The organism is Pseudomonas sp. VMV1 (assembly GCF_056790235.1).
This window is the reverse complement of record NZ_JBXGSE010000001.1, coordinates 584,169-606,065: the sequence shown is the minus strand read 5'-3', so window position 1 is coordinate 606,065 and position 21,897 is coordinate 584,169. Positions and strand designations below refer to the sequence as shown.

22 protein-coding genes are annotated in these 21,897 nt (G+C 66.0%); 7 read left to right on the top strand and 15 right to left on the bottom strand.

What is annotated here, in order from left to right; all coding sequences use genetic code 11:
• Window positions 1-13: 13 nt before the first annotated feature.
• The 9 genes from astB to ACUCV0_RS02740 all read right to left on the bottom strand — a co-directional run bounded on the left by astB (window position 14) and on the right by ACUCV0_RS02740 (window position 10,326).
• On the bottom strand, window positions 14-1,375 hold the full coding sequence (gene astB, locus ACUCV0_RS02780; RefSeq protein WP_482211950.1) for an N-succinylarginine dihydrolase: 1,362 nt from the start codon (window positions 1,373-1,375) through the stop codon (window positions 14-16).
• Entirely contained in the window at window positions 1,372-2,835 is a 1,464-nt protein-coding gene (astD, locus tag ACUCV0_RS02775; RefSeq protein WP_482211949.1) for a succinylglutamate-semialdehyde dehydrogenase, read from the bottom strand. Before astD ends, astB begins: the two co-directional genes overlap by 4 nt.
• Before the next feature lie 9 nt (window positions 2,836-2,844).
• Window positions 2,845-3,852 carry an arginine N-succinyltransferase gene (gene astA / locus ACUCV0_RS02770; RefSeq protein WP_059314286.1) on the bottom strand — a complete coding sequence of 336 codons (1,008 nt, stop codon included), beginning with the start codon at window positions 3,850-3,852 and terminating at the stop codon, window positions 2,845-2,847.
• Window positions 3,853-3,878: 26 nt separating this feature from the next.
• On the bottom strand, window positions 3,879-4,898 hold the full coding sequence (gene aruF, locus ACUCV0_RS02765) for an arginine/ornithine succinyltransferase subunit alpha (RefSeq protein WP_059314285.1): 1,020 nt from the start codon (window positions 4,896-4,898) through the stop codon (window positions 3,879-3,881).
• Window positions 4,899-4,960: 62 nt separating this feature from the next.
• Window positions 4,961-6,181 carry an aspartate aminotransferase family protein gene (locus tag ACUCV0_RS02760; RefSeq protein ID WP_482211948.1) on the bottom strand — a complete coding sequence of 407 codons (1,221 nt, stop codon included), beginning with the start codon at window positions 6,179-6,181 and terminating at the stop codon, window positions 4,961-4,963.
• A 186-nt stretch (window positions 6,182-6,367) separates the two neighbouring features.
• Window positions 6,368-6,832, bottom strand: coding sequence for an outer membrane lipoprotein (locus ACUCV0_RS02755; protein ID WP_017639693.1), 465 nt, complete (start codon window positions 6,830-6,832; stop codon window positions 6,368-6,370).
• A 270-nt stretch (window positions 6,833-7,102) separates the two neighbouring features.
• The gene (pdxH, locus tag ACUCV0_RS02750; protein ID WP_482211947.1) at window positions 7,103-7,750 is read right to left on the bottom strand and encodes a pyridoxamine 5'-phosphate oxidase; all 648 of its coding nucleotides are present in this window, start codon (window positions 7,748-7,750) and stop codon (window positions 7,103-7,105) included.
• Window positions 7,751-7,832: 82 nt separating this feature from the next.
• Window positions 7,833-8,675, bottom strand: a complete 843-nt coding sequence (locus ACUCV0_RS02745) for an OmpA family protein (RefSeq protein ID WP_482211946.1) — start codon at window positions 8,673-8,675, stop codon at window positions 7,833-7,835.
• 418 nt (window positions 8,676-9,093) lie between these two features.
• Complete coding sequence (locus ACUCV0_RS02740) at window positions 9,094-10,326, bottom strand: glutamate carboxypeptidase (protein ID WP_482211945.1); 1,233 nt, start codon at window positions 10,324-10,326, stop codon at window positions 9,094-9,096.
• Window positions 10,327-10,557: 231 nt separating this feature from the next.
• Here ACUCV0_RS02740 and ACUCV0_RS02735 point away from each other — a divergent pair, with 231 nt between their 5' ends.
• A complete protein-coding gene (locus tag ACUCV0_RS02735; RefSeq protein ID WP_271654383.1) occupies window positions 10,558-10,977 on the top strand; it encodes a hypothetical protein in 420 nt (139 codons plus the stop codon).
• Between the two features lie 208 nt (window positions 10,978-11,185).
• On the top strand, window positions 11,186-11,755 hold the full coding sequence (locus tag ACUCV0_RS02730) for an NYN domain-containing protein (protein ID WP_174523131.1): 570 nt from the start codon (window positions 11,186-11,188) through the stop codon (window positions 11,753-11,755).
• A 9-nt stretch (window positions 11,756-11,764) separates the two neighbouring features.
• Here ACUCV0_RS02730 and ACUCV0_RS02725 read toward each other — a convergent pair whose 3' ends face one another.
• The 4 genes from ACUCV0_RS02725 to ACUCV0_RS02710 all read right to left on the bottom strand — a co-directional run bounded on the left by ACUCV0_RS02725 (window position 11,765) and on the right by ACUCV0_RS02710 (window position 16,388).
• Entirely contained in the window at window positions 11,765-12,910 is a 1,146-nt protein-coding gene (locus ACUCV0_RS02725) for a serine hydrolase domain-containing protein (protein ID WP_482211944.1), read from the bottom strand.
• Window positions 12,911-13,103: 193 nt separating this feature from the next.
• Window positions 13,104-15,248 carry an ATP-dependent DNA helicase DinG gene (gene dinG / locus ACUCV0_RS02720; RefSeq protein WP_059314278.1) on the bottom strand — a complete coding sequence of 715 codons (2,145 nt, stop codon included), beginning with the start codon at window positions 15,246-15,248 and terminating at the stop codon, window positions 13,104-13,106.
• A 135-nt stretch (window positions 15,249-15,383) separates the two neighbouring features.
• Complete coding sequence (locus tag ACUCV0_RS02715) at window positions 15,384-15,644, bottom strand: DUF1145 domain-containing protein (protein ID WP_059314277.1); 261 nt, start codon at window positions 15,642-15,644, stop codon at window positions 15,384-15,386.
• 90 nt (window positions 15,645-15,734) lie between these two features.
• Window positions 15,735-16,388 (bottom strand): PA1041 family peptidoglycan-binding anchor lipoprotein, encoded by a 654-nt coding sequence (locus tag ACUCV0_RS02710; protein ID WP_026083574.1) that lies wholly within the window; start codon window positions 16,386-16,388, stop codon window positions 15,735-15,737.
• 135 nt (window positions 16,389-16,523) lie between these two features.
• On the opposite strand from ACUCV0_RS02710, the gene ACUCV0_RS02705 reads away from it, so the two are divergent.
• Window positions 16,524-17,021 carry a DUF6231 family protein gene (locus ACUCV0_RS02705; protein WP_059314276.1) on the top strand — a complete coding sequence of 166 codons (498 nt, stop codon included), beginning with the start codon at window positions 16,524-16,526 and terminating at the stop codon, window positions 17,019-17,021.
• Window position 17,022: 1 nt separating this feature from the next.
• Window positions 17,023-17,496, top strand: a complete 474-nt coding sequence (locus ACUCV0_RS02700; protein ID WP_482211943.1) for a YchJ family protein — start codon at window positions 17,023-17,025, stop codon at window positions 17,494-17,496.
• A 5-nt stretch (window positions 17,497-17,501) separates the two neighbouring features.
• On the opposite strand, the gene ACUCV0_RS02695 is transcribed toward ACUCV0_RS02700, so the two are convergent.
• Window positions 17,502-18,077, bottom strand: a complete 576-nt coding sequence (locus ACUCV0_RS02695; protein WP_482211942.1) for a hypothetical protein — start codon at window positions 18,075-18,077, stop codon at window positions 17,502-17,504.
• Window positions 18,078-18,245: 168 nt separating this feature from the next.
• Between ACUCV0_RS02695 and ACUCV0_RS02690 the strand changes: the two genes are divergently transcribed.
• Together ACUCV0_RS02690 and ACUCV0_RS02685 are read left to right on the top strand one after the other, a co-directional pair.
• Window positions 18,246-18,728: an LEA/WHy family protein gene (locus ACUCV0_RS02690; RefSeq protein ID WP_059314273.1), complete on the top strand. Its 483-nt coding sequence runs from the start codon at window positions 18,246-18,248 to the stop codon at window positions 18,726-18,728.
• Between the two features lies 1 nt (window position 18,729).
• A complete protein-coding gene (locus tag ACUCV0_RS02685) occupies window positions 18,730-18,927 on the top strand; it encodes an SEC-C metal-binding domain-containing protein (RefSeq protein ID WP_058762382.1) in 198 nt (65 codons plus the stop codon).
• 221 nt (window positions 18,928-19,148) lie between these two features.
• Here ACUCV0_RS02685 and ACUCV0_RS02680 read toward each other — a convergent pair whose 3' ends face one another.
• Window positions 19,149-20,642: a RimK family ATP-grasp domain-containing protein gene (locus tag ACUCV0_RS02680; protein WP_059314272.1), complete on the bottom strand. Its 1,494-nt coding sequence runs from the start codon at window positions 20,640-20,642 to the stop codon at window positions 19,149-19,151.
• Between the two features lie 139 nt (window positions 20,643-20,781).
• Here ACUCV0_RS02680 and ACUCV0_RS02675 point away from each other — a divergent pair, with 139 nt between their 5' ends.
• Window positions 20,782-21,876, top strand: a complete 1,095-nt coding sequence (locus ACUCV0_RS02675) for a GNAT family N-acetyltransferase/peptidase C39 family protein (protein ID WP_482211941.1) — start codon at window positions 20,782-20,784, stop codon at window positions 21,874-21,876.
• Window positions 21,877-21,897: the final 21 nt, after the last annotated feature.

Sequence of the window (21,897 nt, the reverse complement as noted above, 5' to 3'; positions counted from 1 at the left end):
GAAACTCCGGGCGTCAGGGCAATTGAAAGGGATAGACCGAGCCGAGGCCCAGCAACTGGGTCAGCTCGTCGAGGGCGGTGCGGACCTCGCCCAGCAGTTGGGGATCGGCGAGATCCGCGGGCGCCAGGCGGTCGCGGTAGTGGCGATCCACCCAATCGAGCAGTTGGGTATGCAGCGTCGGCGTGAAGCGCACCCCTGGATTCACCGCCGCCAGTTCGTCGGGCTTGAGGGCCACCCGCAACCGCAGGCAGGCAGGTCCGCCGCCGTTCTGCATGCTTTGCTTGAGGTCGAACACCTTGACCTCGCCCAGGGGCCCCGCGCTATTGACCTGAGCCTGCAGGTAGTCCCACACCGCCGGATTCTGCCGGCACTCATCGGGTACCACCAGCAGCGCGCCCTGCCCCGGCCGATCCAGCAACTGGCTGTTGAACAGGTAGGAACGCACGGCGTCGCCGACGCTGATCTCACTGCGGCGCACGCAGAGGCGCTGCAGCTGGCCGCCGCGCCTGGCGAGCTTGCCTTGCAGTTCATCCAGCACGCGGTCGCTGTCGAGAAAGGCGTCTTCGTGATGGAACAGCACCTGGGCGTTGCCCACCGAGATGACGTCGTTGTGGAAGACGCCCTGGTCCACCACCGCCGGATTCTGTTGGGCGAACACCACGCCCTCCTCGCTCAGCCCGTGCAGCCGGGCGATGGCCTGGGAGGCTTCCAGGGTCTGGCGCGCCGGATAGCGATGGGGCTCGGGATAGCGCGGATCGAAGGCGCTACGGCCAAAGACGAAGAACTCCACGCCCGGGGCGCCGTGGTCGTGGCTGAAGCGGGTGTGGTTGGCCGCGCCCTCGTCGCCGAACTGGGCCACCGACGGCAGCGGCGCATGGTGCTGGAAATGCGCGGGATCGCGAAACATCGCCTGGAGGATGCGCGCCGTGGTGGTCGGTTCGAGGCTGCGGTGAAATTTGCAGGCCAGGTTGGCCGGGGTGAAATGCACCCGGCCATCATGGGTGTCGGCGCTCGGGCTGACGGTGGCGGCGTTGGCGGTCCACATGGCCGAGGCGGAGCTGGCGGACAGCAGCAGCGGCAAGGCTTCGCGCGCGGCGCTTTCCAGCACCTGGGCATCACTGCCGGCGAAGCCCAGGCGGCGCAAGGAGGCGATGTCGGGCCGCTCGTGGGGCGCGAGGACCCCCTGCTCGAAACCCAGCTCCATCAGCGCCTGCATCTTGGCCAGGCCCTGACGCGCCGCCTCGCGCGGATTCGAACACTGCTGCTTGCTGGCCTGGGAGGCCACGTTGCCATAGGACAGGCCCGCATAGTTGTGGGTCGGACCGACCAGGCCGTCGAAATTGACCTCCCGAGCAGCGAGAGCGAGGTGACTCATAGGTGTAATCCTGGGGGCAATTGGGCAGGCAGGCTCAGGGCGTCGCTCTCCAGCGAGGCGACCGGGAAGGCGCAGTAATCCGCGGCGTAGTAGGCGCTGGGACGATGATTGCCGGAGGCGCCGACGCCGCCGAAGGGCGCCGCGCTGGCCGCCCCGGTCAGGGGACGATTCCAGTTGACGATGCCGGCGCGCACGCCCTGCCAGAACCGTTCGTAGGTGGCCGGATCGTCGGCCAGCAACCCGGCCGCGAGGCCGAAGCGGGTGGCGTTGGCCAGCGCCAGGGCATGGTCGAAGTCCGTATAGCGCTGGACCTGCAGCAGCGGACCGAAGACTTCCTCGTCGGGCAATTCAGAGATCCCCGAGACATCGAGGATGCCCGGGGTAAGCAGCGCACGCGTCGCATCCGGCTGACGCATCTCCAGCAGCGCGCGGCCACCCTGCGCCAGGCGCTGGGCCTGAGTCCGCAGCAGGGTCTGGGCAGCGGCGAGGGAGATGACGGTGCCCATGAAAGGCGCTGGATCGGCGTCGAAGCGGCCGGTACTGAGACCCGCGCTGACGCTTGCCAGACGCGCCAGCAGCGCATCGCCCCAGTCACCCTGGGGCACGAGCAGGCGACGGGCACAGGTGCAGCGCTGCCCGGCGGAAAGGAAGGCCGATTGAATGATGGTCACCACGGCGGCGTCCAGATCGGCCACCGGCGCCACCACCAGCGGATTGTTACCGCCCATCTCCAGGGCCAGCAGCCGCTGCGGACGGTCCGCATTGAGGCGGTGCAGGGCCGCGCCCGTGGCGCTGGAACCGGTGAAGAGGATACCGTCCAGACCGGGATGCGCGGCCAGGGCCTCACCCGTGGCACGCCCTCCTTGAATCAGATTGAGCACGCCCGCTGGCAGCCCGGCGGCGATCCAGCAATCCAGGGTCAGGGCAGCGAAGCGCGGCGTCAGCTCGCTAGGCTTGAACACCAGCGTATTGCCGGCCAGCAGCGCCGGCACGATATGCCCATTGGGCAGATGGCCGGGAAAGTTGTAGGGGCCAAAGACCGCCAGGACGCCATGGGGACGATGGCGCGTCACGCTGCGGGCATCGGCTACCGTCGCCGCACGTTCGCCGCTACGCGCGGCTTCCGCCTGGGCGGAGATGGCCACCTTGGCGATCATGCTGCCGATCTCGGTATCGGCTTCCCACAGGGGTTTGCCGGTCTCCTCGGCCAGGGCGCGCCCCAGGGTTGCACGGCGAGCCTGCAGCACCTGGGCAAAGGCCTGCAGGATGGCCAGACGAGCGGCCGGCCCGCGGCTTTCCCAGGTCGGAAAGGCCTCGCGCGCGGCGGCAATGGCCTGATCGACGTCGTCCGCGTCCGCCGCCGCGCCCTGCCAGAGCGGGATGCCGTCATAGGGATCGACGGAGCTGAATACCTCGCCCCGCCCGGGGCGCCATTGACCAGCGATATAGAGGCTATCCATGACGTCTCCTCAAGGCATCAGGCGCACGGCGCGCACCTGGGCGCCGGCCATCAGCCGCAGCTCGCGGGCGGTGGCCAGGTCGACCACCAGGGTGCCGGCCGCCAGGCGAGCACGGGCGCTGGTGATGCGGCAGTCCTGACATTTGCGGTTGTGGATCAGATAGACCTCAGCGTCATCGCCAGGCGTACCCACCGCCAGCACCAGGCGCTGGCTGTCACGGATCGCCCGCACCTTGGCGGTTTCCGCCTCCAGGGTCGGGCCAGCGTCGAAGATGTCGACGTAGCCCTGGTAGTTGAAGCCCTCGGCCTCCAGCAGCCGACGAGCCGCCTCGGTGTCCGGGTGCACCCGCCCGATCACCTGACGCGCCTCTTGCGACAGGAAGCAGGTGTACAGCGGAAAGCGCGGCATGAGTTCGGCGATGAAGCCGCGGTTGCCGATGCCGGTGAGATAGTCCGCCTGGGAGAATTCCATCTTGAAGAAATGCCGGCCCAGGCCCTCCCAGAACGGCGACTGGCCGTTACCGTCGGACATGCCGCGCAATTCGGCGATGATGCGCTCGGCGAACAGCTCGCGGAATTCGGCGATGAACAGGAAGCGCGACTTGGACAGCAGCCGCCCGGCGGCCCCACCACGGCGATCGGCGCGCAGGAACAGCGAGCAGAGCTCGGAGCTGCCGGTCATGTCGTTGGCCAGGAACAGCGTGGGAATCTGCCGGTGGATGTCCAGTTCACGCGAGGCGCTCACCGTCAGGCCGACCCGGTAGTTGTACCAGGGCTCGCGCAGCCCCAGGGCGGCGGCGATCCCGGCGATGCCGATGACCTCACCCTCGTCTTCCAGGGCAAAGAGATAGTCGGCATCGGCAGGCTGCGCCTGCTGCAGGAAACTGCGTTCGGCGTTTTCCACCCGCTGAGCCAGGCGTTCTTCACTGGCGGGCAGCGTGGTGAGACCGGCACCGGCCGCTTGCGCCAGTTGCAGCAGCGCGGGCACATCGGCACGGGTAACGGGACGGACGATCATCGGACCTCCAAAGACGCTAGGGTCGGCTACAGCGCTACCAGACGAACCCGGTCGCCTTCGGCGATCTCCAGGGTGGCGATCTGCTCGGGGGAAAGGACGACGGACTCACCGGGAGCCCAGCGCAGTGGCGTGGCCAGCGCCCGGAAATTCTCCAGGCCATCGTTGGCGATCAGGAACCAGGGCGCGTCCTCGGGCGCCACTGCACCCTCGCTCACCGGTGCGAGACGGCTCTCGGCGATGGACCGGATGGCCGTGGTGCGGGCGTGCAAGGTCGGGCCGCCATCGAAGATGTCGATGTAGTTGTCGGTCTCGAAGCCTTCGCGACTGAGAATGTCGAAGGTGATCTGCGCGCGCGGGTGCACCTGGCCCATGGCTTCCTGAGCACTGTCGGGCAGCAGGGGCACATAGAGCGGATAGGTCGGCATCAACTCGGCGAGAAAGGTGCGGCTCCTCTGTCCGGACAGCCGCTCGGCGGTGGTGTAGTCCAGGTCGAAGAAGTTGCGCCCTACCCCGTTCCAGAACGGCGATTCTCCGTCATCGTCCGCCAGGCCGACGATCTCCACCACCACCGTCTCGGCGAAACGCGCCGGGTGGGCGGCCATGAACAGCAGCCGGGCACGGGAGTTGAGTTCGGCGTGGGGGGTGTCGAGTAGCGGGCGCTGGACGTAGAAGCTGCTCAGCACGCTGTTGCCGGTCAGGTCGTGACAGAGCGACAGCACATGCACCTTGTTGTGGATCTTCAGCTCGCGCGAGGCATGGATGAAGGTCTCGTTGCGAAAGCTGTAGAAGGGTTCGGAGAAGCCCGCAGAGGCGACGATGGCCGAACAGCCCAGCAGCTCGCCGCTGGTGGTGTCTTCGAGCACGAAGAAATAGCTCTCCTCGCCATGGAAGCCCACCTCGGCCGCCAGCGACGACTCCGAGGTGCGGATCTTGTCGCGCAACCGTTCGGGGTTGTCGGGCAGCGAGGTGACGCCAACCGGGCTATCCGCGGCGAGCCGCTGGACCAGGGGCAGATCCGCCGCGCGCGCAGGGCGCATTACCAGCATGAGAACTCCTTGTGTACGGATCCATCCCTGGATGCCAGCGGTACGCGTCCCGCGTCCGGAGATTAGCCTTGGGTGAGGCGCGCCAGGGCGCGATCCAGGCGGGCCAGGCCTTCGTCGATGTCCGCCTCGGGGATGATCAGGCTTGGTGCCATGCGCAGCACGTCCGGGCCGGCCTGGAGGATCATCAGGCCTTCCTCGTTGGCGGCGGTGACGATGTCCTTGGCACGCCCCTTCCAGCTGTCGTTGAGCACCGCGCCGATCAGCAGACCCAGGCCGCGAACCTGCTCGAACAGGCTATAGCGGGCGTTGAGCTGCTCCAGGCCGGCGAAAAAGCGCTGATGGCGAGCGGCGACACCGGCCAGGGTTTCCGGCGTGGCGACGATGTCCAGCAGCGCGGCGCCGACGGCGCAGCCCAGCGGATTGCCGCCGTAGGTGCTGCCATGCACGCCCGCGCTGAAATGCTGGGCGACCTTGTCGGTGGTCAGCATGGCCGCCAGCGGGAAGCCACCGCCGATGCTCTTGGCGGTGGTGAGGATGTCCGGCACCACGCCATAGTGCTGGTAGGCATAGAGATGACCGCTACGACCGACGCCGCTCTGCACCTCGTCGAAGATCAGCAGCGCGCCCTGGGCGTCGCACAGGCGGCGGGCGCCTTCGAGGTAGGCCTGGTCGGCCGGCAGCACGCCGCCCTCGCCCTGGATGGGTTCGAGGATGACGGCGCAGGTCTTGTCCGACACCACGGCTTCGAGAGCGGCCAGGTCGTTGAAGGGCACATGGCGGATGCCTTCGATCTTGGGACCGAAACCATCGGAATACTTGGGCTGGCCACCAACGCTGACGGTGAACAGGGTACGGCCATGAAAGCTGTTGGTGGCGGCGACGATCTCGTAGCGGCTGCCGCCGCTGACGTCATGGCCATAGCGACGGGCCAGCTTGCAGGCCGCCTCGTTGGCTTCGGCGCCGGAGTTGGCAAAGAACACCCGGTCGGCGAAGGTGTGATCCACCAGCTTGCGCGCCAGACGCAGGGCGGGCTCGTTGGTGTAGATATTGGAGACGTGCCAGAGCTTGCCGGCCTGCTCGGTCAGGGCGTTGATCAGCGCCGGATGGCCGTGGCCCAGGGCGCTGACGGCGATGCCGCCGGCGAAATCCACGTACTCGCGATCAGCCTGGTCCCAGACGCGGGAGCCCTCTCCTCGCACCGGAATGAACGCGGCAGGGGCGTAGGTCGGGACCATCACCTCATCGAAGGCGGCGCGTTGCACGTTGGGTTGAGAAGCGGACATCGGGGTTTCTCCTGCCGATCACGGCGGTGACTGAGGGGGATTGTAGGACGACCTCCGGGCGCGGCATTGCGCCCAGGCGACAACTATTTACGGGCGAAAACGCAAACGGGTGTCCGATTCGCAGTCTAGCGATTCGGACACCCGCTCTGGAAGGGCATGGACGTACCCGAAGGCACGTCAGGCCGATTAGTTGGGCGCGACGCGGCTGGTGCCGTTCACGGTCAGGATGCGAACCCGCTCGCCGACGCGGAAGATCTCGCCTTTGTTGACCGCCTGCACATAGGCACGCGAGCCGCCGTCGTCTTCCTTCACGGTGATCTCGACGCCATTGGCCTTGGTGAAGCCCTCTTCGGTGGCCGAGCCCAGCAGGCCGCCGGCGACCGCACCGATGATGGCGGTCACGAAACTGCCACGACCGCCGCCGATGGCACTGCCGCCAATGCCGCCTACCACGGCGCCAGCACCGGCACCGATGGGCGACTTGGTGCCTTCGATGGTGACCGGGCGCAGCGCGGTGATGGTACCGGTACGGACGGTCTGTACCTGCCTGGCCTCATCGCGCGAATAGACGTCGCCGGACTGATCGGATGCGCAGCCTGCCAGTAGGGCGACGGCGGTCAGGGAAGCGGCGAGTTGTAGGACTCTGTTCATGAGGCAACTCCAAAGGCAGATGAAAGACAGGGGGCCGCAGTGGGCGGACCTCAGGATACGGATCGCTATTATCCTTGACCCAGGGCATCCGGGGAGGTTTCCGGCGACTGTAACGACGGTACCTTGCGAACGCCTTAAGAATGACCAGCAAAACGGCTGCGCGTCCATCCCGGCAGGCCTGGGCAATGCTCGGAATCCCTGAGTACCGCTGGTACCGCTGGTACCGCGGCGTCGCGTATCCGCTTGCTGCCCGTTCGCGAGGCTACCGTCCTACGGTGCCAGTCGCTGGCGCTGCCACCCGTCTTCGGTGCGCTGGTAGTCCAGGCGATCATGCAGGCGACTGGAGCGCCCCTGCCAGAATTCGATGCGCTGCGGCTTGAGGCGATAACCACCCCAGAACGGCGGGCGACTGGGTTCACCGTCGACGAACCGCTGCTGCACCTCGGTCAAGCGCTGCTCCAGCTCATAGCGCTTGGCGATGACCTGGCTCTGCGGCGAAGCCCAGGCGCCGAGGCGACTGCCCAGCGGGCGGACCCGGTAGTAGGCATCGGACTCCTCGGCGGAGACCTGCTCCACCAGCCCCTCGATCCGCACCTGACGCTCCAGCGCCGGCCAGAAGAAGGTCATGGCCGCCCGCGGCTGAGCCGCCAGTTGCTGGCCCTTGGCGCTGTCGTAGTTGGTATAGAAGACAAAGCCCTGGGCATCGACGCCCTTGAGCAGCAACACGCGGCAATGGGGTTGCCCTTCGCCATCGACGGTGGCGAGCCAGCAGGCATTGGCTTCGACGGGCGGCTGCTCGGTGCGCACCGCCTCTTCGAACCACTGCCCGAAGAGGGCATAGGGATCAGCGGGTGCCTGGGCTTCGGTCAGGCCGTCGCGGGTGTAGTCGCGACGCATATCGGCGAGGGACGGTGACATGGAGGTCTCCTGCTAGGTCGGTATCGACCTAGCTTAACCAAGTCCCGCCCCGCTCGCCTGCTTCAGGACAAGCTTTGCCGACCTAGCGGGTAGCCAGGGACTGCAGGCTGGCCAGCACGGTCGCGCGCGGCTGGATGAGCACCTCGACCCGGCGATTGACGGCGCGGCCGGCGGCGGTGGTGTTGTCGGCACGCGGGTGGGCCGCAGCCAGGCCACGCACGATGAGGCGATTGCCGGTGTAGCCGCTGAGACGGAAGATCGCCGCCACGGCCTGGGCCCGCTGCAGGCTGATCTTGTCGTTGAGCGCGGCAGTGCCAGTGCTGTCGCTGAAGCCGAGTACGATGACGGCGCTATCTTGGTCAACGCTCACCGACTTGGCCGAGCGGGACAGCGGGCCGAGCATCACCGGCAGCAGCATCTCCGCGCGATCCGGGTTGAAGGAGCTGTCGACCGGTGCCACCAGCACCAGGGCATCGTCACGACGTTCGATCTTGACGTTGCTGCCGGCCACGGCGACGCGCAGCTTCTGCTCGTGATCGTCCAGCCAGGCCTTGCTGACCTTGACGGGTACTGGCTTGAGGGCCTCGGCCTTGGCCATCGGCTTGGCCTCTTCGCTACCGAAGGGCCACCACCAGTGACCACCCTTCTCTCCCGCAGCGGCCTGCTCCGGCTTGGCCGCCGGCACCTTGGCCGCAACCTTGACCTCGGCCTTGGGCTCGGCGGCCTTGGCGACCGGCTTCACCGGCTCGGCGGGCTTTTCGCTGCCGCCGAAGGGCCACCACCAGTGCGCGCCACTGGCGGCAGTGCTGGCCTGGGCATTGCCCGGCTTGGCAGGCGCGGCGGCCTGGTCGCCCTGGCCCTGGAAGGAACTGCAGGCGGACACGCCCATGCAGAGAATGAGGGTGGTGGATTTGATCAGCTTCATGCAAAGTTTCCCATCGGCAAGCCGGAGGACAGAGTGAATCCAACGTCCCGGCCAGAGCCGGCGGCGCGAGTGAACTTAAAGTAGTTTCGAGATTGTGGCCGCAAACCTACGCGGGGCAAAGCGGTGGAGTCACGAAATTTACCTGTATGCCGACCAATGGCAGGATTGCCAGGCCTCCATCGGCTACCGGCGCCTTGCCGTCGGCTGGCCATCCCACGCACGTCACGACCGCCGACTGCCAGGCGCAGGTCGTCCACAGTCGCTCACGGCTGAGCTGATTTCTGCACGAGATCAGGATTTGACGGCAGGTGCGAAGGGCTAGCGCACGATCCCTGGCGGCAGCCGCTGCCTGGTTACAGAGGTGGGGAAACCGGTGCCACAGGCACCGGTCTTGCGGGAGGCAATGCCTGGGGCGCCGTCACTGCGCCTTCGACAGTTCCACCAGCATCCGCGTGAGCAGATAGATGCGCGGCGTGACGCTGTCCAGCTCGACATACTCCTCGGGGGTATGCAGCTTGCCACCGACGATGCCGAAACCGTCCAGGGTGGGAACCCCGGCGCCCGCCGCGATGCTGGCATCCGCCGCGCCGCCGCTGCCTTCGACGGTCAGGGTACGACCCAGCTCACCGTAGATGCCCTGGGCCATGGCCAGGAGCTTGTCGCTTGCCGGAGTCTGAGGCATCGGCGGCAGGCCGCGCTCCAGGCGGGTGGTCACTTCAGTGTCGGCGACCTGCTTGGTGGCGGCGATCCGTGCCAGGTCCCGCTCGACCCGGTCGAATTCCTCCGGCAAGGCAGCGCGCACGTCAGCCTTGGCGATGGCGTGGTCAGGAATCACGTTGATGCGCTCACCGGCATTGATCACGGTGAAGTTGACGGAGGTCTTCTTCTCCGCGTCGCCCAGGTTGCCCAGCTGCAATACCTGGTGCGCCACCTCGGTGGCGGCGTTGCGTCCCAATTCCGGGGCGACCCCCGCGTGGGACGACCTGCCCTTGACCTCCACCACAGCGGTGGCGCTGCCCTTGCGCCATACCACCAGGCCATCGGCCGGACGCCCCGGCTCCAGGTTCAGCGTCACGTCATGCTGCTTGGCGGTCTTGGCAATCAGGTCGGTGGCGGCCTGAGAGCCGGTTTCCTCGCTGGCATCCAGCAGCAGGGTGATCTGCCCATAGTCCTTGAAGTCGAGGCTCTTGAGGATGTCCAGGGCCGCCAGGGCGACCACGATGCCGCCCTTGTCATCGGACACACCCGGGCCATAGGCACGCTTTTCGTCGGTACGGTATGGCCGGGCCTTGGCCGTGCCTTCCTTGAATACGGTATCCATGTGCGCCAGCAAGAGGATCTTGGCCTTGCCGGTACCCTTGAAGGTCGCCACCAGATGCTGGCTCTTGTCCGGCGCGGTGTTGGGCACCTGTTGCACGGCGGCGCCGAGCTTTTTCAGTTCGGTGGTCAAGAGGGTGCCGACTTCGGTCAGCCCGGGCTCATACCCGGAGCCCGAATCGATGTTTACCAGTCGCTCCAGCAAGGTGAGGGTCGGTGCCTTGGCCTGCTCTGCCGCGGACTGGATGCGTTCGTCGAGGGCGGCGCTGGCAGGCAAGGCGATACAGCAGGTAAGAACGGCGGCGAGGGTGGTGCGGAAGAACGGAGCGGACATCGGGCATTCCTTGTTGGTATTGTTGGATTAGTCAGACAACTGTAGTCGGGACCGCGACCCAGGGGAAATCCGCGTGGCGCTTCGTCTCGTCAGCACGTACGAAGAGAGCCAACGCCCCCTTGTCGATAGCGCTAATTGAGTTCCCTGAACGCCAGGGTGATGATGGCGGGATCAATCGTCGGCGAAGGTCCGCTTCGCGGCAGGGCTGCCAGGCCAGCAGGAGGCTTGTTCATGGACGGATTCATCGATGTCGCGACGCTCAAGGACCTGGCCGTAAGGGCCGCAGCCATCACGCAGGACTGCCGCTGCGTGCAGCGGGATCTGGCGGGGTGGACTGCCTGGCCGGTGGGCTACCGGGAAACGGACTTCGCGCAGATCGGCACCCTGGCGCGTCATGCGCCCGAGGAGTCGATCATCGAGGAATATCACCCAGGCGCCACCCACTACTGGTCGAATGACGCGCCCATCGCTCCCCGGTTCTATCCCTACAACCAGAGCACGGTATGGCAGTGTCTTGGCTGCCAACGCCTCTACCTGCGCCATAACGATGACGGCGCCTACCATGTGGCACCGCGAATCCGTCTGTTGCAGAACGCCTTGATCGTCGATGCCGCGCACGCCAACGACGGTCGTGAAGCCAGGGCGACGTAAATCCGCTCGCCCCCCAGCGTCCAGGGCCGCTTTCCCGCCCGAGCGATCGCTCTAGATCACGGCGTTTGGATTCTCTTGTCGTTACCTGAGGCGCAAACAGGGAATTAAGCCCACAATAGGCGCCGCGCATCCCGCGTGCGGGTGTGCGCCCATCAACGGTAACAGGCCTGGTCCCAGCAATACGATGCCAACTACAACTCGAACGGGCGTGGCGTGGTTCGTCGACGGCGCCTATGCACTGAGCGCCTGGAACGGCTCTGTATCCGGCGCCAAATTCGACTATCTAAAACTACGTCTTTTCATCGAGCAGGATGCGGGCGAACCCATAGGTGACGCCTACTACTTCAACTGCGATAGCGACCCACCCACCATCGCCCAGACCGGCTTCAACAAGTTCCTGAGCTCGGCCCCGCCCAAGGGCGCCGGCCTGAGGGTCAAGCTCTACTGGCTGCAAACCAAGGCTCACGAATGGCCTGCGTCCGTGGGTGGCGGGCCGATCCTGCATCCGGTAACGGGCGAGCAGTACACGACCAAGAGCCAGAAGGGGGTCGATGTCGGCCTCGCGTTCAACCTGATGCGCTCCCATGCGAAACGCGGCTGGAAAAAGCTCTACCTGGTGGCCGGCGATGGCGACTTCCATGAGGTCGTCCAGTACCTGGTGGAAAACGAGGGCGTCGAAGTCACGGTGATCGGCGCGCACTTTTCCATCAGTGGCGAAATCGCGCCCTACGTCCGGGTGATTGAATTCCGCGATATCGAGGCGGCCATCGCCCGCTAGCCGACTGCCCTAGAGGCACTCCCCTACCGCGCGCGCCAGGGCCTGGGCGCGCGGATCCATAAGCACATAGGGGCCGAGGGTATTGGTGACGAAGCCGAAGGCCACCTCGCGCTCCGGGTCGGCGAAGCCGGTCGAACCGCCCGCCCCCGGATGGCCGAAGGCCTGAGGCCCAAGGCCATAGGTGGCGTTGGCCTGGTCCGGTTGATCAAGCATGAAGCCCAGGCCGAAGCGGGTCGGCGTCAAGAGCGTACGGTCTTCGCCCTGACTGTGCTCGCGCAGGGCCTCGCTCAGGGTTTCCCACTCCAGCAGATCGCCGGCCAGCAGACCGGCATAGAAGCCCGACAGGCTGCGTGCATGGCCATGGCCGTTGGCGGCCGGCTGCTCGAAGCGGCGCCACTCGGCCTTGTTGGTGCTGGTGAGCACGCCGGATGGATTGCCGAAGGCCAGGGTCGGCAAGGCGCCCGGATCGCTCATGGTAGTCTTGAGCAGACGCTGCGCGGCGGCATCACCCAGCACCCCCTTGCCGCGTACGATATGGGCGACGCGCTCGTCTTCACTCGCCGGCAGACCGATATGAAAATCCAGATCGAGACGCTGGGCAGTGCGGGCCATGATGGCCTCACCCGGCCCGCGCCCATCGGCGCGGCGGATCAGTTCACCCAGCAGCCAGCCAAAGGTGATGGGGGCATAACCATGGGCCGTGCCGGGCGTCCACCAGGGTGCCTCGGCGGCGACCGCGGCGGTCATGGTGTCCCAGTCGTACAGGGCGTCACCCGCCAGGCGTTCGCGCAAGGCGGAGACGCCGGAGCGGTGGCTGAGCAATTGCCGCAGGGTGATGTCGGCCTTGCCGGCCGCAGCGAATGCCGGCCAGCGTTCGGCGACCGGGGCATCGAGGGCCAGCTTGCCCTCCTCCACCAACTGCAACGCCGCCACCGTGGTGAAGGCCTTGGTGCAGGAGAACAGATTGAGCAGGGTGTCGGTGTGCCACGGCGTCTGGCCGTCCTTGTCCGCCATCCCGCCCCAGAGATCCAGCACCGTTTCACCGCCGACCTGGACGCACAGCGCCGCGCCGCGGGTCTGGCCGGCGGCCAACAACTCGGCGAAGGCCTCGCGGACGGATTCGAATCTCAGGTCGTGATAGCCGTGAACGGTCATGGGTCTTCCTTACTGGTGATGCTCTGGCGCCGTGGTCAGACGGTCCGCTGATACGGCCATTGCCAAAGGTCGCGGTAGGTCGGGTTGAGCGCAGCGAAGCCCAACAGCTGTTGCCTCGGCGCCGGATCTGTTGGGCTTCGACGATGGAGCCGTCTCAGCCCAACCTACGAATTGGCGTAACCCTGGCCGCCATTTACTGAATCTCCCGCCGAAACGGCGGTAGCGCATTGAGGATGGCCTTGCCGTAGCGCTGGGTCACCAGGCGGCGATCCAGCAGCGAGATGGTGCCACTGTCCTGCTCGGTACGCAGCAACCGGCCGCAGGCCTGGATCAGGCGCAGGGAGGCGTCGGGCACGGCGATCTCCATGAACGGATTGCCACCGCGCGCCTCGATCCACTCGGCCAGGGCGGCTTCCACCGGATCGTCCGGCACGGCGAACGGAATCTTGGCGATGACCACGTGCTCGCAGTAGGCACCGGGCAGGTCGACCCCTTCCGCAAAGCTGGCCAGACCGAACAGCACGCTGGCCTCGCCGTCATCGACGCGCTTCTTGTGCTTGTTGAGGGTCTCCTGCTTGGACAGGTTGCCCTGGATCAGTACCCGCTTGCGCCAGTCCCGCTCCAGGCCGTCGAAGACGTCCTGCATCTGCCGCCGCGAGGAAAACAGCACCAGGGCGCCACGGGCACCTTCGAGCATGGCTGGCAATTCGCGGACGATGGCGGCGGTGTGCTCGGCGGCATTGCGCGGATCCGCCTTCAGATCCGGCACCCGCAGCACCCCGGCTTCGGCGTGGCGGAACGGGCTGGGGACCACGGCGGTGGCCGCCGAGCGCGGCAGGCCGGATCTCATGCGGAAGCGGTCGAAGGTGCCGAGCGCGGTCAGGGTCGCGGAGGTCACCAGGGCGCCGAAGGCCACGTTCCATAGATGGCGACGCAGCATCTCGGCAGCCAGGATGGGGCTGGCGTTGACCTCGATGTCGTAGAGCGATCCCGTTTCGGCCAGGGTCATCCAGCGCGCCATGGGCGGGCTGTCTTCCGGGTCTTCGCAGGTGAAGGCCGTCCACAGCTCCCAGTTGCCCTGGGCGCGGGCCAGCAGGCTGCCAAACAGCGGATACCACTCCTCGGCCTGGTAGCTGGCGAGGCCAATGCTGGATTCGCCATCCATGGCCTGCTTGAGCATCTCGGTCAGGCGGGTGAACAAATCGGTGAGCTTGGCGAAGCCTTTCTTGAGCTCGATGCCCATTTCCCGCAGGTCTTCGGGGATCACCCCGCCGACGAATCTGTGCCGCGGCCGTTCCCGGCCTTCCATGTCCTCGCCGGCGCGGAAATCGGCCAGGGCCTCGCAGGCGGTGAACATGAACTGCTGCTGGGTCTTGATCTCCCGTGCCAGCTCCGGCACCTGCTCCACCAGCCGGCCGAGATCGCCGGGCAAGGGGTGTTGGGCGAGGAGCTTGGTGAGATTCTTGGCGATCTGCTCCAGCCACTCGGCGGTGGATCTCAGCCGGGTGAAATGGGCGAAGTGACCGATGGCCTTGTCCGGCAGGTGGTGGCCTTCGTCGAACACATAGAGGGTGTCGCGCGGATCGGGCAGGATGGCGCCGCCACCCAGCGCCAGGTCGGCCAGCACCAGGTCATGGTTGGTGACGATGACATCGACCTTGGTCATGCCCTCACGCGCCCGGTAGAAGGCGCACTGCTGGAAATTCGGGCAGTGGCGATTGGTGCACTGGCTGTGGTCGGTGGTGATGCGCGACCACTGCACGTCTTCGATGGCTTCCGGCCAACTGTCGCGGTCACCATCCCAGCGATTGCCGGCCAGGCGCTCGATCATCTTGCCGAACAGCTCGTTGGACGACTCGTCCACATCGATCTTGAAGCCGTCCTCGGCGAAGAGCTGGGCCGTGGCGTTCTGTGCCTGCCCTTCCTGCAGCAGCATGTCCAGCTTGGACAGGCAAAGATAGCGCCCGCGGCCCTTTGCCAGGGCGAAGCTGAAGGACAGCCCGCTGTTGCGCAGGATGTCCGGCAGGTCCTTGTGCACGATCTGCTCCTGCAACGCCACCGTCGCCGTGGCGATCACCAGACGCTTGCCGGCAGCCTTGGCCGCGGGGATGGCGGCCAGGGCATAGGCCACGGTCTTGCCGGTACCCGTGCCCGCCTCCACCGCCACCACGGCCGGCTCACCTTCGCGGTGGCCCTCCCCGTCCTGGGTGATGGCGCCCAGGCCCTTGGCGGTTTCCGCGATCATCAGGCGCTGGCCATAGCGTGGCTTGAGCGACTTGGCTTCGAGGAAACGCGTGTAGGCGCCCTGGATCTGGGTCTTGAGTTCGGTGCTGAGCATGCCTGGTTCCGGGCGATGGCAAAGCAGCGCCACGTCCGGCGGACGAGCGCTGTATGCATCTACAGTAATGGATCTTGGGCGCTATGATAACGCGCCTGTCGTCAGGATGCGCCCAACGTTGTGGTCGCAGGCCGATCAGGCGCTCGGCAGCTGTGGGGGCAGGCGATGAAAGGCGCCAAAGATCAACAGGCTCACGCGGTCGAGCCAGGGGTGGCGACGCAGACGCAAGGCACGACGGCTGGCGAAGACTTCACCCAGGTGCAGCAGCAGCAGGGCCAGGGCGACCAGCGCGAGCAATTCGGGGAAGGGACGAGCGAGAGGCAGAGCGAGGGCGGCGGCTGCGGCGAGCCAGAACAGCAGAAGAAGAACTTTGCCGGTAAGGGACAGGGTTTTCATGGATTCCAGCAGGAGGACGAGATGGATCGGACCATAACGCCTATCGCCGGAAAAAGTAAAGGCGGCGGACCTCGGTCCGCCGCCCCTGCATCACTCGCGGTCGATCTGGATTTCGACGCGACGGTTGGTGGCACGGCCTTCAGCGGTCTCGTTGGTCGCGATCGGCTGACGCTCGCCCATGCCCTTCACGGACACGACGCTGGCCGCCGGCACACCGGCCTGGATCAGGTAGTTGCTGACCGACTTGGCACGACGCTCGGACAGACGCTGGTTGTAGGCGTCGGTACCCTTGCTGTCGGTGTGACCGGTGATCGACAGACGGGTGCTGGCGGCTTCGCCGCGCAGACGGCCGGCGATACCATCGAGCTGGGCACGGTCCTGCGGACTGACTTCAGCGGAGTCGAAGGCGAAGTGCAGGTCACGCGCGGTGATCACTTCCTGCTTGGGCAGCGGTGCCGGCGCAGGGGCCGGCGCGGGCGCCGGAGCCGGAGCGGGCTCCATGCGAGCGACCTGCTCGTTACCCTTGCCATGCACCCAGCAATAGGCGCCAGCGGTGGTGCCGATACCCAGGGCCGCCATGCCGGCGACGTTACCGCTCTGAGTAGCACCTGCCGCGCCGCCGACCAGCGCGCCTACCGCAGCGCACACCGGCCAATCGGATTTCTGTACGCCGCCCGCGCAACCGGCCAGCACGGTGCTTGCCAGGATGAGGGGTAAAGCTGTCCTTGCGATGCTCTTGCTCATGAAGGGTCTCCTATAGACCTGGTGCCGCGAGTTAGGCTCGTCTTTCGTTGTATTGCGCTGTCAGACTAATGGTGGCGTACACATCTTGACAACGCTGGTTGCTTAGTCAATCGCGATTTGATTAGGGTTCCCTTAATGGCAAAGATATTCTCGTCTCGTACCCCGCAAGAGGCTCTGGCAAGCTTGCTCGAGCACCATCGACCCACGCGCCTGCTGTGCGTGGCACGCGAACCCCTGCCGGCGCTGCAAGCCTATGTGGACGCTCACCCCCAATGCCAGCTGCTGCACGCCTCGGCACCGCACGAGGACCCTACGCTGCTGGCCGAACGCTACGATCTGGTGATCGTCGCCGACTGCCTCGAACACCTGCCATTGCGCCAGGGCCGCGAATTGCTCGGCGGTCTGCGCAACTTCAACACCTCGCGGCTGGCCGTGCTGGTGGACCTGGCCGCCAGCGACTGGCAGGCGACGGATTTCTACGCCCTCGCCCTGCAGGCCAGCGAACGCTTCGCCCGCGAAGGCCAGGTGGTCACCCTGTTCAGCTATGATCTGCACGACTACAAGCAGGTCCCGGACTGGCTCAATGCCCGGTTCTGGGCCAATCCGCAGAATTTCGGCAAGTACTGGTGGTGAGATGCAATCCATGGCCCCCTGCCCCTGTGGCTCGGACCGCCCGCTCGGCGACTGTTGCGGTCCGTTCCATGAAGGCCTTCCGGCGCCTGATGCCGAACGGCTGATGCGCTCGCGCTACAGCGCCTACGTGCTGGGGCTGATCGACTACCTGGTAGCCACCACGGCGCCCGCGCAGCAGCAACAGCTGGACCGGGAGGCCCTGACGGCCTGGAGCCTGGGCAGTCGCTGGCAGGGTTTGCAGGTGCTGGAGCATCGCCCCGAGCCAGGCGATGCGCAGCATGCCCGGGTCAGCTTCGTCGCACGCTGGGAGGATGGGCGCGGGGCCCATCGTCATGAAGAGCGCTCGGGCTTCGTCCAGCGCGAGGGCCGCTGGTACTTTCTCGACCCGACCGTGCGTCCCCTGCCGGGTCGCAATGATGCCTGCCTGTGCGGCAGTGGTGCCAAGTTCAAGAAGTGCTGTGCCGGTTTCCTGTAGACCGACTAGGGCTCTTCCCGGGCAAGCGTGAGGTGATCTGTGTCCGGAACCGCCACGGGTAGCGCCGCGGATGCCGGAGCCAGATCGCTACCCACTGGGGCCAGACTCAGGTGCGAGAGGTCAACCTGCGGGGGTGCCGCCGGCGCGTTGTGATCCTGGAGATCGGCGCCCACCGGCGCCAGCCCGAAATCCGGCGCCTGGACATCGACGAAGGCGGCCATCACCGCATCCCGAGGCGCCACGGACAGCGACCCGCGCTCGGCGGAGGATGGCGAGGACAGGGGTACAGGTGCCGGTGCTGGCTCTGCCCGGGTCTCGGTTGGCGCCGCCGCCGGCTCGACCGGCTCGGCCATGGGCGCGACCTCGACCAGCGCCCCGGCCTGGGCCAGGGTGGCGCGATAGCGCTCGGCCGTCGCCGCATCCAGGCGATTCTTGATGATCATGCGGCGACCGGAGAAAAGCACGGCGATGCGCTGTTCATCCGCCTGAAACAGTCGCATCAGATTCTGCCGGGTCTGCTGCGCATCGGCGCCGGCGATCAGCTCGCCGTGGAAGGCGATTTCATAGAGAACGGCGGACATGACGACCTCCTCGGTCACGGCAAGGGATGCAGGATGCAACGTCACGTCGGGCCGGTCCAGTCTGCGTGGTCGACTGGCCCCGCCGTTTTTTTGTTAGCCTGTGCCAAGCGGCCCCGACTTGTGCAGCAATCGGTGCTTGTTAAACTGCGCAGAAAACGGGAGTGCCGCATGCTTCGCCAGGCCTTGTTCATCACCCTGCTCGGCGTCTTGCTGAGCAGCCTTGGCGGTTGTACCTACATCGGGCACAACTACGAAGAACCCCAGGTCGAGCTGACCGGTGTCGAGCTGATCCGCGCCCGGCTCTGGAGCCAAGACTTCGTGCTGCACTTCCGCGTCCAGAACCCCAACGACAGCACCCTGCCCGTACGCAGCCTGGCCTATACGGTCTACCTGAACGACCTGCTGCTGTCCCAGGGCGTCACCAACCTGCACTCGTCGGTGCCAGCCAATGGTCGGCGCAGCTTCTCCGTACCGGTACAGACCAACCTGTGGCGCTACGTGAAGGACGTCGGTCGCATGCTGGAGAACCCCAACGAGCCGATCAACTACCGCCTGCGCGGCCGGGTGAAGACCGGCTGGCTGTTCGGCCGCAGTGTCCATTTTTCTCGCCAGGGGCAGTTCGTGCCTGGCGCCTACATCCCGGAGTTATGAGATGAACCAGCACGTCCACGGTCCCGATTGCAATCACGACCATGACCACGATCACGGCCATGCCCATCATGTGCACGGCCCGCACTGCAACCATGGCCATGCCCAGGAGCCGGTGCGCAATCCGCTGAAGGAAGTGGGTCGCAACGATCCCTGCCCCTGCGGCAGCGAGAAGAAATTCAAGAAGTGCCACGGCGCCTGAGCACTTCCAGGTAGGTTGGGCTGAGCGCAGCGAAGCCCAACAGCCTAGGCTGACCCTGCCATGTTGGGCTTCGACGATAGAGCCGTCTTAGCCCAACCTACGCCCCCCGGTAGGTTGGGCTGAGCACATCGAAGCCCAACGGTGCCCAGGCTGACCCCATCCCGTTGGGCTTCGACGGTGGAGCCGCCTCAACCCAACCTACGATTCGCGACCCTGGCGCGTTACCAAGGCTGTCCACCGCGTTGCGACTCCAGCCGCCGGATGAATTCCTCCAGGACCAGTGCATAGAGATCATCCTTGAGCACCAGGTCCTCCACCCCACAATCGATGTTGGGGTTGTCGTTCACCTCGATCACCGCCAGCTTGTCGCCCGCCTGTTTCAGGTCCACGCCATAGAGACCGTCGCCAATCAGGTTGGCAGTGCGTACCGCCAGTTCGACCACGGCGTGGGGCGCGTCCTGCACCGCCAGGGTACGGAAATCGCCGCTGACCTCGGTGGCGCTGGCGCTGTGGTCGTAGATCTGCCAGTGGCCCTTGGACATGAAGTACTGGCAGGCAAAGATCGGCTCCTGGTTGAGCACGCCGATGCGCCAGTCGTATTCGGTGTAAAAGAATTCCTGGGCCAGCAGTAGCACCGAGCGCTCGAACAATTCGGCACTGGCCTTGCGCAGCTGCGCCGGGTCCTCGACCTTGATGACACCCCGGGAAAAGGAGCCATCGGGGATTTTCAGCACCAGCGGAAAGCCCAGGCGCTCGCCGAGCCCTTCGAGCTGGCCGGGGTTGTCCTTGTAGAGGATCTCGGTGGCGGGCATGTCCAGCTTGTGAGCGCGCAGGAGGTCGGCCAGATAGACCTTGTTGGTGCATCTGAGGATCGAGCGCGGATCGTCCATCACGACCAGGCCCTCGCTTTCGGCTTTCTTGGCGAAGCGATAGGTATGGTGATCGATGGCGGTGGTCTCGCGAATGAACAGGGCGTCGAATTCACCCAGTCGTGCATAGTCCTTCTTTTCGATCAGCTCCACGTCCATGCCCAGGTGCTTGCCGACGCGCACGAAGTTCTTCAGCGCCTTGGCATCGGAAGGCGGAAAGGCTTCCTTGGGGTCATGCAGGATGGCGAGGTCGAATCGGTACTTCTCGCGGCGGCCGGGCTTTAGCCAGACGCGGCGACTGAAGCCGTCGAGGGCGTTGGCGAAGTGATCTTCCTGCTGTTCGTGCAGCTTGTGGATGCTGCCCAGCTTGAGTCCGCCGATGTGCCAACCGGCGCGGTCGCGGCGAAATTCCACCAGCAGCAGCGGACAGGGAAAGGCCTCGAAGACCTGGCGCGCCAAATCCTGCAAGGGGGCGATGTCGGTATTGCCAAAATAGAGCGTGAGGGTGAAGCCATCGGCGCTGCCATAGGGATGGCCGGCCAGCGCCTTGGTCAGTAGCTTGTCCAGGTCCTCCAGGGCCAGGCCATAGAGCGACTTGCGCGCCAACTCGCTGATGGTGCGCACGGAGGGGATGACCTTGTGCCCGCGGGCTTCGGCGAGGAGCGAGCAGTAGTAGCCGTGGCCGAGGTACTTCTGGCTGCGGCAGAGGTTGATGACCTGGACCCGCTTGCCATTGTCCTGTTCGTTGGACTGCTCCAGGTATTCCTGGGCGGTGATGACGTCTTCGCTGGGATAGTAGGACGACCAGTCTTCCTTGCGTTCCACGACGATATACAGCTTGCTCACTGGACCTCCTCGATGCGGGGCGTGGTGGCGGCGGAAACCCGGATGCCGCCAGACCACTCCAACTGTTGTAACGCGGGCGCTATTAACCGTTGCTTAACCATGCCAGGCTGCCCGCTCTGCTCCAGGAGAATCCTTCGCGATGAGTTTCATGCTCAGGCCCGCCGGGCTGGACGATCTGGCGGCACTGGTCGATCTGGAAGCCCGCTGCTTCAGCTATGACCGCCTTTCCCGGCGCAATTTCCACTGGATGCTCACCCGGGCGAACGCCGTGCTCATCCTGGCGGAAAACGACCGCCAGGTGGCCGGCTACGCTCTGGTGCTGTTTCACCAGAACACCTCGCTGGCGCGTCTCTACTCCATCGCCGTCGATCCGGCGGCCCGTGGCCATCGTCTGGGTCAGCGCCTGCTCGACGCCGCCGAAGACGAGGCGGTGGAGCGCGACTGCGCCTATCTGCGCCTGGAAGTACGACCGGACAACGCCGCCGCCATCGCCCTTTATGAGCGCAATGGCTATCTGCCCTTCGCCACGGTGGAGGACTACTACGAAGACCACAGCCAGGCGCTGCGCTTCGAAAAGCGTATCCGCCAGCCACGCGAAGGCCAGGCGCGCCCGGTGCCCTTCTATCGCCAGACCACCGACTTCACCTGTGGCCCGTCCTGCCTGCTGATGGCCATGGGCGCGCTGCAGTCGGGCCGGCCATTGGAGCGGCGCGAGGAACTGCGGCTGTGGCGTGAAGCCACGACCATCTACATGACCGCGGGCCATGGTGGTTGCGGCCCCCATGGCCTGGCCCTGGCCGCCCAGCGACGCGGCTTCCGCGTGACCTTGCAGGTCAACACCCGGGGCCCGCTGTTTCTCGACGGGGTCCGCAGCGAAGAGAAGAAGGAAGTCATGCGCCTGGTGCATGAAGACTTCAGCGCCGAGGTCAAGCAGTCGCCCATCGAGCGTCTCTACCGTACCCGCCTGGACGTGGCTGGCTGGGTCGCCGAAGGCGCCTTTCCCCTGGTGCTGATCAGCTCCTTCCGGCTGACCAAGGCCAAGGGACCGCATTGGGTGCTGGTCACCGACTGCGACGAGGACTTCGTCTACCTGCACGATCCCGATGTCGACCACAGCCAGCACCGGCGGGAGCTGGACTGCCAGCACATCCCCGTGTCCCACGCCGAGTTCGACAAGATGAGTCGCTTCGGCCGCGGCAAGCTGCGCGCCGCAGTGGTGCTGCGGCCCGCCTGAGACGGGGTTGCGCCACGCGGC